Here is a 13,474-nt window from a genome sequence, read left to right on the forward strand (position 1 = left end):
TCCTTTTCTTCTTGATTAAAAAAACGTTTTTCTCCTATCCTTTTAATAGTTACTTTTTATAAATTTCATCCCAGGAAGGCGGTGTAACTCCCAATAAATGCTGTACAAAATAATCTCTTCGTTTTCGTTCTCCAAAATCTCCTCCGGCTGAATGCCCCATTCCCGGAACTGTAACCAATTCAAAATTCTTATTGGCTTTTATCAATGCATTTGCAAACTGCATCGTCGAAGCCGGATCAACATTATCATCCAATTCTCCCAGAATTAACATTAGATTTCCTTTTAACTGTGCAGCATTAGCAGTATTTGAACAAGCTTCATATTCTGGTCCTATCGGATATCCCATCCATTGCTCATTCCACCACATTTTGTCCATTCGGTTATCGTGACAGCCGCAGGATGCTACAGCTACATCATAAAAATCAGAATTAAAAACTAGGGCTGCTCCTGCATTTTGTCCGCCTGCCGATGTTCCGTGAATGCCGACTTTGTCAATATTCATATAAGGATATTTGGCTGCCGCTGCTTTCATCCACAATTTTCTATCAGGAAAACCGCCGTCCTTTAAATTTTTCCAGCATACATCCTGAAAAGCTTTGGAACGGTTTGAAGTTCCCATTCCGTCAATCTGAACTACAATAAATCCTAATTCTGCCAAAGATGACATTGCCCAATAGTAAGGCTGAAAATTTTTTGGAACAAATGAATCCTGCGGGCCTGCATAGATATATTCGATAATTGGATATTTACGATCCGGATCAAAAGTCGTAGGACGTACAATAACTCCCCAAATATCTGTTTTACCATCCCTTCCTTTGGCCGTAAAAACTTCCGGGGTAATCCACCCAGTCTGCTTCAATGCCGAAATATCAGCCTGCTGCATTTCTAAAACTGTCTTTTGTGTATCGGTTCTTTTCAAAAGAGTCACAGGCGGCAAATCAACTCTGGAGTATTGATCGACATAATACTTATAATCCGGCGAAAAAGTTACTTTATGGTTTCCGTTTCCTGTTGTCAGTCTTTTAAAGTTTTTTCCTTCGAAATCAATTTGGCAATAGTGCAGCAGATACGGATCCTGATTACTGTCCAGTCCGCTTGCTGTAAAATAGACTTGTCTTTTTTCCTCGTCTATTTTAATTATTCCTCTAACAGGCCAGTTTCCTTTTGTAATCTGATTTTTGACCTTTCCGGTAACGGCATCATACAAATACAAATGATTCCATCCGTCACGCTCTGAAGCCCAAATTATTTCGTTATTTTTTTTAATATTATATCGGTATCTTTTTCCGCTGTATTCTACAAAAGTCGGACTCGTTTCTTCAATAATAACCTTTACTTTTCCTGTTGTCGCGTTTACTTCCAGAACACGGTAAACCTGATGCCCCCGCTGATTGTATTCAAAAGTAAAACCGCTGCTGTTATCATTCCATTCTATCCCTGAAATATCATACTGCTGCTGAAATAAATCTGTAGTAACTGAAATTTGTTTTTTGGCAGCCACATCAAATACCTGCGGACTTTTAAAAGGCAATTGATCTCCCGGTTTTAAATAATCACGCGTCTGCAGTTTTGGCTGCAACTGATCTTTTGGACTCGATTCTACAAAATAGATTTTATGTTCTTCACCAGGTCTTACTTTATAAGCCATTATTTTTCGGCTGTCTGGTGACCATTGCATGTATGAGGAATAATAAAATCCTTTTGAGCCGTCATAACTCAACTGAATTTCTGCCTTTGTTTTTTTGTTTCTGATATATAAATTATAGTTTTTTATAAAAGCAATGTTCAGTGAATCTGGTGAACCGACAGGTTTATTTCCTAACTCATCAAAATTATCTCCCCAGTATTCATCCTTTTTCGCTGGCTTTTTATACCCTCCTTTTATTCTGCTTAATTGATAGTTTTTTAAATCACACGAAAATTTAATAGTATCAATAGTAAACAGTAATGTTTCATGGTTTTTACCAAATTCTAAATTATCTATGGGAAGGTCATTAAAATTTATTTCTTTACCCATATTTTTTGATAACGATGCTGCCAGCTGATTAGGGTTAAAAGCTGTAAATTGTTTTTCTCCCTTAGCATCAACCAAAAGAAACTCCTTTTCTTTTCCATTGTTATTACTGTACCATAAATAACCATCTTCCAGCCAATGGAATTCTTTGGGAGTATTAAACACCTTATTTTTGAATAAAGAATCTACCGCATTTGCACGTTTATATTCTTTCAATGTTCCTTGACTGTGCGCAGTTAAACAGCACGAAAGTGTTAAAATCACACTTATTATTTTACTAGTTTTTCCCATAATTAAATTATTAATAAAAATAGTTTTAATTCACTGAACCTTGTTGGTCAATATTAACAGATACTATGATTATATTACCTCTAAAACCGCAAATACAATAAGAAAACGGAATATTAATACATCTCTTCCTGTAGCTTATTTTCTGCTATAAAAGCATAATAATAGCTAAACAGTCTCTTTTTCTTTTATCAGATAATAAATCGGGATTCCTATCAGCATAATCAAAACACCCCAGCCACAAGTTGACATTTTTGTAAATAATAATGATATACATATCCCTGAAGCAATTATTATATACAGCAATGGTAAATAAGGATACCCAAAAGCTTTATAAGGACGTACTGTATCCGGCATTTTTTTGCGGAGAATAATTATGCCTAAAATTGTAAGAATATAGAAAATAAGCACAATTATAATAACAAAGTCCAGTAAATCACTGTATTTACCAGTAAGGCACAACACCGAAGCCCATAAACACTGTGCCCAAAGTGCCCATGCAGGAACACTGGCATTGTTAAGTTTTGCCGCTTTTTTAAAAAACAATCCATCATTTGCCATTGTATAATACACTCTGGCTCCAGCCATAATCAATCCGTTGTTGCAGGCAAATGTCGAAATCATAATCATCAGCGCAATTATTAATGTCCCGATGTCTCCAAAAATATACTGCGAAGCCACAACCGCTACCCTATCGGATTTAGCTGTCGCAATTTCATTTAACGGAATAACAGCAACATACATTAAATTCGTCAGAACATAAATTATGGTAACGATAACTGTTCCCAAAAGCATGCTTAACCCAACATTACGCTTTGGATTTTTAATTTCGCCTGCAATAAAAGTAACTCCAGTCCAGGAATCACTGGAAAACAAAGCCCCTACCATAGCTGCTGAAATTCCCGAAATCAAAGCCGTTCCTCCAATTGGAGACCAAGAACCTGAATCTGAATTAAAAGAACGCGGTGTCCAGGCATCGCTCCAATTGGAATTCCAAATTGATGCTTTGGCAGCCAATGCAAATCCAAAAATAATTAATCCTGAAATCGAAAGTATTTTTATAATAGTTAGAATAGTCTGCAGCATTTTACTTTTTTTTACCCCGCAGGTATTCAGATAAGTGAGAAAAATAATGGTTACAATAGAAACAATCTGCGCGACATTGAGCTTAAAACTGCCCAATTGATAAAGAATGTTCTCGTCACTTACAGCCGGAATCAGATAGGCAGCAAATTTTGAAAAAGCGACTCCCACTGCTGCAATGGTTCCGGTTTGGATCACTGCAAAAAAGCTCCAGCCATACAAAAAGGCAATTAATTTATTATAGGCTTCTTTTAAGTAAACATACTGTCCGCCGGCATTGGGAAACATTGCGCTCAATTCTCCGTAGCTTACCGCCGCGATCATGGTAATTAATCCGGAAATCAGCCATATTAAAATCAGCCAGCCTGTAGAACCTACCTGCCTGGCAATATCGGCACTCACAATAAATATTCCCGAACCAATCATTGATCCTACCACAAGCATGGTTCCGTCGAGAAGTCCTAGTTCTTTCTTAAATTCTTTTTGATTGTCTTTTGTCATTATGTAGTTGGTTTGTTTAGTTAAACTTTAAAAATCTGTTTCAGATTCCAAATATGGTCAGCATTTAGAATTTAGTTTGAATAAAATAATTTAAAACTGCACAGCATTATTTTAAAAAAATGTAACTGCTCTGTGATTAGTTACAAAAAAATTAGCTTCACTTTTAAATCAAAAATGAAGCTGAATTTTTAGAGTTGAAACATTTCGGTATCAACAGACGTTCGTTTTCCGGAAATAATTTCCGTGACTATTTTTCCGGTTCCAGGAGCCAGACTTAGCCCCATCATAGCATGTCCTGTTACCAATGTCAGATTTTTAAGTTTTTTGTCCCTGGCAATTATCGGCATCCCTGAAGGCGTGCAGGGCCTGAATCCAAACCAAGTTTCTTCCGCCTTGGGCATTTCAATTTTTAAATCAGGATAAAAATCATTGATTGAATTTACGATTCCCTGTACTCTGTTCTTGTTAATTTTGATATCATTAGTATGAGTAATTTCCATTGTTCCTCCAAACCGAATATCATTATTCATAGGTGTTACGGCAACTTTTCCTTCACATAAAATAGATGGAATTGAAGGTTTGTGACTTTGATCTTTTAGAGTAAAACTATACCCTTTCCCCGGCAGAATTGAAATATTAACATTCAGTTTTTTAGCAATTTCAGGGCTCCATGAACCTGATGCCAAAATAACCTCATCAGTTGCAAAAGTTCCTTTGTCCGTTACGATTTCGGTAATTTCATTTTGCTTTAAAACAAAATCATTCACAGCTGTCTGAAGATGAATCTTTACATTCAGCCTGTATAATTCTTCTTTTATAAACTGCATGAATTTTTGCGGATAAATATGTGCATCACTTTTATAATGAACACCTCCAATCACACTTGTTACTGTTCCATTTTCTAATTTTGAAACTTCCTCTTTCGAAAGAAAATCAACTTCCAGCCCTAATGCTTCAGCCAATTTTCCTTCGTGATGCATGTCTTCAGCAGTTTTATCAGTTTTATAAAGCATTAAAAGTCCTTTTTCCTCATAGAAAAAAGAATGGTTCTCTTTGGCAAAATCCTGATACAATTCTTTGCTCAAAAGCGATAGATGACAAAGTGCCGGCATTGCTTTCTCCACATGCTGTAAATTGGCATGCTTATAAAACTGTAATCCCCATTTCATCAAATCCAGATTTAATCTGGGTTTCACATAGAAAGGACTGTGACTATCAAACATCCATTTTATCCCTTGGGCAATCATGCCTGGCTGTGCAAGCGGAATTATATGGGACGGCACAATCATTCCTGCATTCCCGTAAGAACAGCCGTCTGTCATATCTGATTTATCAAAAACAGCTACTTCATAGCCTTCTTTGGCTAAATAATAAGCTGAACACAAGCCTATTATTCCTCCGCCTATTATACTTACTTTTTTCATTATTCACATAAATTAAAAAAACATTGGCAGTGATACTTATCCGCAAACCAATTATTTTTCATTACTATTTACTTAAATCACCTGAAAACCAAAAGCATACGGATCATCATCTTCATCGATAATAATCGTATTGTAACCATATACTTTTGCCCAGCCCTGAATGCTTGGTACAATAGCACTAATATCTCCTATGGATGTTTCTTCTTCAACCCTTCCGATGAATTTGCTTCCGATAAAACTTTCATGAACATAATCTTCTCCCTTTTTCAATTTTCCTTTGGCATGAAGCTGTGCTATTCTAGCCGAAGTTCCTGTACCGCAGGGAGAACGGTCTATGGCTTTATCTCCGTAAAAAACAGCATTTCTGCCGGATGACGCAGGATCTATCGGTTCTCCTGTCCATAGCATATGACTTACATCACGAATCGTGTCATTTTCAGGATGAATAAAAAGATTTGGATATTTTTCATTAATCCGTTTTCTCACTTCCTGACTGTACTGCACAATTTTTCCAGCCGTAAAATCCTGAATACCTGAAAAATTCTTTTGCGGATCCACAATAGCATAATAATTTCCGCCATAAGCCACATCAAAAACAATCTCTCCCAATTCAGGACAATCAACAGTAAGACCTTCGGCTGCCAGATATGATTTTACATTTGTCAAACGAACCCAATCCACCTTTTTTCCTGTCTGCTGGTATTCAATCTGAACCAGACCGGCAGGAGCTTCCATTTTTATTTTCCCAGGGATTTTGGGTGTAATCAATCCTTCTTCGACGGCAATGGTTATAGTTCCAATGGTTCCGTGACCGCACATAGGCAGACATCCTGAAGTCTCGATGAATAAAATTCCAATATCATTCTCCGAATTACTCGGCGGATACAAGATACTGCCGCTCATCATGTCGTGACCTCTCGGTTCAAACATTAATCCTTTACGGATCCAATCGTATTCTTTTAAAAAATGCTGCCGCTTTTCACTCATGTTGTTTCCAACAAGATTTGGGCCTCCGCCGGCAACTACTCTTACTGGATTACCGCAAGTATGCGCATCTACACAAAAAAATGTTTTTCTTGGCATAAATTATATTGGATTCTTTGTTAGTATATCATTTATGGTTCTAGTGATATTCCGCAGATTTTTATCCTGCAGAGCTGCTGGCAGCAATGCATCCGGCCAATCCTGATAAGTTACCGGGCGCACCCATCTTTTTACTGAAGTTAATCCCACTGACGTAAATTTACTGTCTGAACTCGCAGGAAATGGTCCGCCGTGTGTCATTCCGGAACAAACCTCAACTCCCGTAGGAACATTATTAAAAACTAACCTTCCTACTTTATTTTTGAGGTTTTCGATTACTTCCCTGAACTCATCCAATTCTTTTAAATCAGAATTTATTATCGTTCCTGTCAGCTGTCCTTCCAAATCATGAATAATTTCATTCAGCTGATCCACATCATCACATTTGACAACAACCGAAAAAGGCCCGAAAACTTCCTTATGGAATGTTTTATTTTTTAAAAAAGTACCGCCATCAACCGATATTATATTCTGCAGTGCATAATTTGGTTTTATCTCTTTATTCAAATTGGTCTGCTGTTTATATCCTTCTTGTTCAAGAACTTCTGATTTTAGGTTTTCGTATTGTCTTTTAATATTAGGATGTAACATGCAGGATGGCTCTAATTTATCTGTCTCTAAAGCTAAAATAGTAATAAAATCCTCCAATTCCTTGCTGTTTATCCCTAAAATAAGTCCTGGATTTGTACAAAATTGGCCTGTTCCAGCCGTAATTGATGCAGCATAATTTTTGGCCCATTTTTCGCAGTCTGTTTTTAAAGCTGAAGGCAGAACCAATACTGGATTAATACTTCCCATCTCTGCATAAACCGGAATCGGAACGGATCTGTTGGCTGCAATTTTACAAAGTGCTGTACCTCCGTTGATACTTCCTGTAAAACCAACAGCTTTAATTGACGAATGCTCTACCAGCGCTTTTCCAACAGCAATACCGCTGCTGTTAATATTGGAAAAAACTCCATTTGGCATTCCTGTTCTTTTAGCTGCTTTAATAATGGCTGAAGCAACTAATTCTCCCGTTCCGGCATGAAGCGGATGTGATTTTACAATAACAGGACAGCCTGCTGCCAAAGCACTTGCCGTATCGCCACCAGCGGTGGAAAAAGCAAGCGGGAAATTACTGGCTCCAAAAACTACAACAGGACCAATTGGAATCTGCATTCTCCTAATGTCTGGTTTGCCTTCTGTTTTATTGATAATTGCTTCCACCCATGAACCTTCTCTCAGCATAGCTGCAAATGCTCTCAATTGTCCGGTTGTTCTGGCACGTTCACCATTGGCCCTTCCGGCAGGAAGACCCGATTCCTGAACATACGTCACTAATAAATCTTCTCCCAAAGCTTCTATTTCTTCGGCAATGGCTTCTAAAAAAGCAGCTTTTTTTATATCTTCAATAGTTCCGTATATTTTAAAAGCGGTTTCTGCCAATGCAGCTGCCTGAGAAATTTCGTCTTCTGTGGCTTCATAAAAAACAGTTTCATTCTCCAGATTTAATTCTGGATTTATTGTTCTATATGTCGTTTCCCCTTTTGCGGAAAGCGTATCTCCAATATAATTTTTCCCTGTTATCATGACTTCTTTTTAAGCTTAAATTAAATTTCTTGGTAAGCAGGCAGAATCGGTCTGTTTTTCATTGCAGCATCAATGATTGCCAGAACACGTTCTCTTTCTATTCCCTGCAGCGGAAGTCTTGGAGCTCTTACATTTTCTGTTCCAAGTCCTGTGGCTACTTCTGCCAATTTGATATTCTGCACCAGCTGCGGAGAAATATCCAATTCCAGCAGTGGCATAAACCATTTATAAATTTCTACAGCTTCCTCTATTCTTCCTGCTTTTACGAGTTTATAAATCGCTACGGTTTCTTCCGGATAGGCCACTACCAAACCTGCAACCCATCCGTCAGCACCTGTTACCAAACTTTCAAGTGCCAAAGTATCAACACCGCAAAGCACTTTTAATCGATTACCAAAACGATTTCTGATTCGAATTACATTACTGATATCCCTTGTTGATTCTTTTACCGCCTGAATATTATCCAGTTTTAAAAGTTCTTCAAACATGTCTAATGTCACTTCGATTTTATAATCGACAGGATTGTTATAAATCATGATGGGTAATGAAGTACTTTTTGCTATTTCCTTAAAATAGACAACGGTTTCATAATCGGTAGCTTTATACCTCATCGGAGGCAGCAGCATCAAACCATTTACGCCTAATTCCTCTGCCCTTTTTGCCAAAGCAACAGCCTCACTGGTAGACTGCTCGGCTATGTTCAAGATAACCGGAATTTTCCCTTCTGCTAATTTTAAAGTTTCATTAATTAGAACTTCTTTTTCTGCCTTAGTCAATGTACTGGCCTCTCCAAGAGTTCCTCCCAGTATAATTCCATTGACACCAGCTTCGATTTGAGCTTTAATATTTTTTTCGAACATTACAAGATCTAATTGACCTTCTTCTGTAAACTTGGTAGTTACAGCCGGCATTACGCCTTCCCATTTTATTTTCATATATAGCAATTTATTGTTTTTAATCTGTTATATGTAATCCGCATATCATTATTAGTACCTAATACTAATCTGCAGTTATGCGTATTATTCCATAACCTATTTTTTTATCAAAAATAAAACTTATACAGGGTGGCCTCTTTGTTATTATTAGCTTATATCAAGACTATATTACCCCATCTATTGCACAATATCATTTTTTTGATAATATTTACATACTTAAAAAACAAACCATTGAAAATCCTTCCTTTTAAAATACCTAAAACCGAAAGAGAAGCGCTTATTTATCAAGAGGATATTGAACGCGTTTTTTACAATCATCTTCACCAGCATGAAGAGATTCAGATAAGCTATATCGTGAAAGGATGCGGCACATTGATAGTGGGAGATTCCATAAACGATTATAAAGAAAATGATATTTTAGTGATTGGCGAGAACGTGCCCCATGTTTTTAAAAGTGATGCAGAAACCTGTCCGGAATCAATAATGTTCACTTTGTTTTTTACAAAAACATCATTCGGCAAAGATTTTTTCAGTCTTAATGACATGAGCAGTGTTGATGATTTTTTTAAGAACTCGGAGTACGGAATCAAAGTTTTGTCAAACCACAATAAAATCATCCATCATTTTGAAAAATTAAAAAAACAGAATAAAATTCAGCGCATTGCCTCATTTCTAAAAATCATAAACATTATCATAAACTCAGAAAAAGCGCCTCTTTCATCATTTATCTATAGAAAAAAATATACTGATGATGAAGGAAGACGAATGAGTGCCGTTTTTGAATATGCTATAGAGTTTTATCATCAGAACATTACTTTGGAAGAAGTAGCAGAAAAAGCCAATATGAGTAAAAACGCTTTCTGCAGATATTTTAAAAAACGTACTAACAAAACTTTTTTTCAGTTTTTGATTGAAATCAGAATTGAAAATGCGTGCAAACTTCTCCATAACAAAAAGGATCTTTCGATTGCTTCCATATCTGAACTCTGCGGATTTCAGGATATTGCTAATTTCAACAGAAAATTCAAAGAATTAAAAGGGATTTCGCCTTCGCAGTATCGCGGGCAGTTTTAATTTTTTACAAATGCAATAAGCTGCAGCACAAGTTTCAGAATATAACTGTCCTGTCAGCCTATTACTTATTGTCTTTATTTAAAAATAGACTTTCTGATTTCCATCTGCAATGGGGAAGTTTCTGATAATTCTTTTATTTCAAAACTTCTTTCAATCAAAGTATCATTTCCAGCGGCAGATTTCATCGGACTTAAATCTATCTGAAGTCCTGCATACTTTAAATATCTCTGATAATCAACAGCCTTTACGGTATTTACATAGGTTTTTATTTCGTCCAAAGATTTTCCAGCAATTTGTTCAGAAACCTGCCAAAACTCAGCTTCGGTAAAACCCCTTCCCTTTTTTTCATAAAATTCGTTATACAAAAAACGCATTACATCGTCCAAAGATTTTTGGTTTCGGGTATTATTTCTGATTTCTAAATCTAATAAAAGCGCAATTACCGGTCCTTTGTTGTAATATGATATTGTTGTCTGCTTGGCATTGCTTTCGTTGTTGAAAAAGTTCAGCCAAATATCAAAACTGGAGCGGGATAAGGACATGTGTTTACTGCCTTCAATATTTTCATACCTCTTTATGGATTCAGTGAAATATTTATAGGCATCTTTACTTTCAAGCAGGCCGGCTCTCATCATGATAATGTATTCATAATAAACAGTAAAACCCTCAGAAACCCATAACATCGACGTGTAATTTTCTTTGTTATAATCAAATGGTCCTAATTCTATCGGGCGGATTGCTTTTACATTGTAAAGATGAAAATATTCATGGGTTACAAAATTCAAAAAATCCGTATACTCCTCTTTGGATTTAAAATCAAAAGTTCCATTGGTAAATATAGCTTGGGAATTCCAATGTTCCAGACCTCCTCCGCCAGCTTCCATCATGATAAAACTATAATAATCATAGGGCACTTTTTTCATAACAGCCGTTGTGGCTGTCATAATTTTTTTGAGATCCGAGGTAAATTTTTCTTTGTCTAATCCTTGCGGAGACGCAATTCCTAAGGAATATGATTTTCCTTCGTACTCAAAATCTACTGTCAATTGATTTCCAATATAAACCGGGCTGTCATACAATATGTCAAAATTATTGGCAAAAAAAGTATTTGTTCCTTCTTTTACCCTTTTCAGTCCGGTTGAAATTTTATTCCATTTTTTATACGGATTAAAAGTTACCTGCACAGGATTATTAATCTGATTTTCGATGTGCATGAAGACATTGTTAGGCATTATGAAAGCTTTTTCACCATCAGCATACGATTCTGCAACCGATTTTCGATTGGCAAAAAAACGATACGTAATTACAATCTTTCTATGCTTACCGTTTTCGACCACCCAGTTGTTTTTGGATTTTTTATGCCAAAACAATTTATTCCCGCTGCTATCCATTACATCAAAATCCACGATATGTCTCGGAGTGTCCAAAATCATGTAATAACCCGGCGACCACACCGGAAGCATAAAACTGGTTTGATTATCTGTCAGTCCTTCGCATTCCAAACGAATATCCAGATAATGCAACTCTGGCTCTTCCATCGAAACGGTATAATTCATTATGATTGATTTATTGGCAAATGATTCCGCTTTACTCACACTTAAGAATAAAAATGCCAGCAGACATGCAAAAAATCTAAACTTAAAATCTAATTTTTTCATCATAACTCTTTCTTTTTAAAACAACTTACCTGCAGACCCTAATAAGAAGTAAGCAGGTAAGTACCATTCAAAATATTTTTTAAAATTCTAAAAAAGAAAGCCATTCCCAATACTATAGGAATGGCTGTCCATACACTTACAAGTAACCAGCTTGCAAAATTTTCATGCTTTTTAAGATTAAAACTCATTTAAACCGTTTTATAACAGTTTAAAAAAATAATCAATAAGCTTTTCTGCTTATTAGTATCCTGGGTTTTGTTTTAAATTACTATTCTTATCCATTTCCGACTGTGGTATTGGAAGAATAGCTCTAAAAGCTGCACCAGGATTTTTTACCTTTGAAAACCAAGATTTTGTAGAATACACTCCAAATCGTATTAAGTCTTGTTTTCTATGTGCTTCTCCAACAAACTCCCAAGCCAATTCATCTAAGAAACCGCCATATTTAATATCAGCACCTCCTTCATAATTTGTAATCACTCCAGCTTTGTAGGTTCCATATTTATAAACGCTTCCTCCTAAAAGTTTTGCTCCTGTAACTGTTGCTTTAGCTGGATTGGTGTTTTTGAAATCTCTTTGTCTAATTTGAGTTACAATAGCTGCTGCTGCATCAGCATCTCCTGTTCTTAATAAACATTCGGCTTTAATCATCATAGCATCTGTTAATCTATAAAAAGGAACATCATTACTTCCTTGTCCAATTTCACCAAGCCCAATTTCATATTTAACCATTCTAAAACCTTCGTTAGGCTCACAGCCATTAACATCGGTTAAAAAGTTAATATATTCAAATTGTTTACCGTCAACCATTATTGGCTCTCCTTTACTTGTAAACTGTTTGCCACCCAGCCAAGAATCCTTTAATCGTTGATCATCTGGATCATAGGTATCAATAAATTGAGGAATACCTCCAGAGCCATTCCAAGGACCTCCACTCATGTCAAATGTTGCTTGACTTGGTCCTGCCAAAGTTTTAAAAGGCCAATAATTTCCCCCCGTCTTTTTTTGGTCAAATGGGATGGATAATATTTCTTCTGAAGATCCCTCATTTTTAATCTTGAAGTTATCCAAATAATTAGCTGTCAGACTAAACTTCCCACTATCTATAATATCATTAACTTGAGCTAAAGCCTCATTCCATTTAGGTGTCCCAGTATATACACCAGCATTCAAATACAATTTTGCCAAAGTCATTTTAACAGCCCAGGTTGTAACTTTACCATAAGATGTTGGATCATTTTTATCACTTAAATATGGCAAAGCTGTTTTTAATTCACTTTCTACAAAATCATATACTTCTTTTCCTGTATTTTGTGTAGGCAAATAGCCTTTAGGAACATCAAATTTGGTTACGATTGGCACATTTCTGAAATTATCTAGCAACAAATAATAATAAATGGCTCTTAAGGCTTTTAGTTCCTGAATTACATTTTCTTTTTTATCAATGCCTTGTATTTGCTCTATTTGATAAATAGCCCTGTTAACATTGGTAACTCCTGAGTACAAATAATACCAGTTACCCTCTGCATGAGGCAATGCTGTTCCCCATGTGTGTTGATGCATCGTTATATAATAATCTCCCCAGCCAATTCCATTTCGTTGTGGTGTTACTATCAAATCGGATGATTCTTCATAAAGACAGAAAGCCGCATCCCAGCCCCAAAAGATATCTCTAAACGAAGTATATGCAGGTGCCATAATACTTGTTAAATCTTCGGAGGTCAATACCGTACTCTCGGCAGATATTTTATCATAAACTGTTTCATCCAAATCTGTACATCCTGTACCTAAAAGGAACAAGCCTGAAATAAGGATTTTAAAAACTATATTTTTATTTTTCAT

The 13,474-nt window shown here is 36.1% G+C and carries 10 protein-coding genes; 1 reads left to right on the forward strand and 9 read right to left on the reverse strand.

The features are described from left to right. Positions 1-49 precede the first annotated feature (49 nt). The 6 genes from OZP07_RS16625 to OZP07_RS16650 all read right to left on the reverse strand — a co-directional run bounded on the left by OZP07_RS16625 (position 50) and on the right by OZP07_RS16650 (position 8,900). Positions 50-2,305, reverse strand: a complete 2,256-nt coding sequence (locus OZP07_RS16625; RefSeq protein ID WP_281635990.1) for a S9 family peptidase — start codon at positions 2,303-2,305, stop codon at positions 50-52. A 165-nt stretch (positions 2,306-2,470) separates the two neighbouring features. Beyond that, a complete protein-coding gene (locus OZP07_RS16630) occupies positions 2,471-3,886 on the reverse strand; it encodes an APC family permease (protein WP_281635991.1) in 1,416 nt (471 codons plus the stop codon). 188 nt (positions 3,887-4,074) lie between these two features. Then, positions 4,075-5,310 carry an NAD(P)/FAD-dependent oxidoreductase gene (locus tag OZP07_RS16635; protein ID WP_281635992.1) on the reverse strand — a complete coding sequence of 412 codons (1,236 nt, stop codon included), beginning with the start codon at positions 5,308-5,310 and terminating at the stop codon, positions 4,075-4,077. Between the two features lie 72 nt (positions 5,311-5,382). Beyond that, entirely contained in the window at positions 5,383-6,393 is a 1,011-nt protein-coding gene (locus tag OZP07_RS16640) for a 4-hydroxyproline epimerase (protein WP_194640853.1), read from the reverse strand. Between the two features lie 3 nt (positions 6,394-6,396). After that, the gene (locus OZP07_RS16645) at positions 6,397-7,965 is read right to left on the reverse strand and encodes an aldehyde dehydrogenase (NADP(+)) (RefSeq protein WP_281635993.1); all 1,569 of its coding nucleotides are present in this window, start codon (positions 7,963-7,965) and stop codon (positions 6,397-6,399) included. Between the two features lie 20 nt (positions 7,966-7,985). Continuing rightward, a complete protein-coding gene (locus OZP07_RS16650) occupies positions 7,986-8,900 on the reverse strand; it encodes a dihydrodipicolinate synthase family protein (protein ID WP_194640851.1) in 915 nt (304 codons plus the stop codon). A gap of 231 nt (positions 8,901-9,131) precedes the next feature. Here OZP07_RS16650 and OZP07_RS16655 point away from each other — a divergent pair, with 231 nt between their 5' ends. Beyond that, positions 9,132-9,974: an AraC family transcriptional regulator gene (locus OZP07_RS16655; protein WP_194640850.1), complete on the forward strand. Its 843-nt coding sequence runs from the start codon at positions 9,132-9,134 to the stop codon at positions 9,972-9,974. A gap of 74 nt (positions 9,975-10,048) precedes the next feature. Here OZP07_RS16655 and OZP07_RS16660 read toward each other — a convergent pair whose 3' ends face one another. The 3 genes from OZP07_RS16660 to OZP07_RS16670 are packed head-to-tail and all read right to left on the reverse strand — an operon-like array spanning position 10,049 to position 13,474. Next, positions 10,049-11,635 (reverse strand): M61 family metallopeptidase, encoded by a 1,587-nt coding sequence (locus OZP07_RS16660; RefSeq protein ID WP_281635994.1) that lies wholly within the window; start codon positions 11,633-11,635, stop codon positions 10,049-10,051. Positions 11,636-11,670: 35 nt separating this feature from the next. Next, the gene (locus OZP07_RS16665) at positions 11,671-11,820 is read right to left on the reverse strand and encodes a hypothetical protein (RefSeq protein WP_281635995.1); all 150 of its coding nucleotides are present in this window, start codon (positions 11,818-11,820) and stop codon (positions 11,671-11,673) included. A 52-nt stretch (positions 11,821-11,872) separates the two neighbouring features. Then, a complete protein-coding gene (locus OZP07_RS16670) occupies positions 11,873-13,474 on the reverse strand; it encodes a RagB/SusD family nutrient uptake outer membrane protein (protein ID WP_281635996.1) in 1,602 nt (533 codons plus the stop codon).

The sequence above is a fragment of the Flavobacterium marginilacus genome (assembly GCF_026870155.1).
Lineage (GTDB): Bacteria > Bacteroidota > Bacteroidia > Flavobacteriales > Flavobacteriaceae > Flavobacterium > Flavobacterium marginilacus.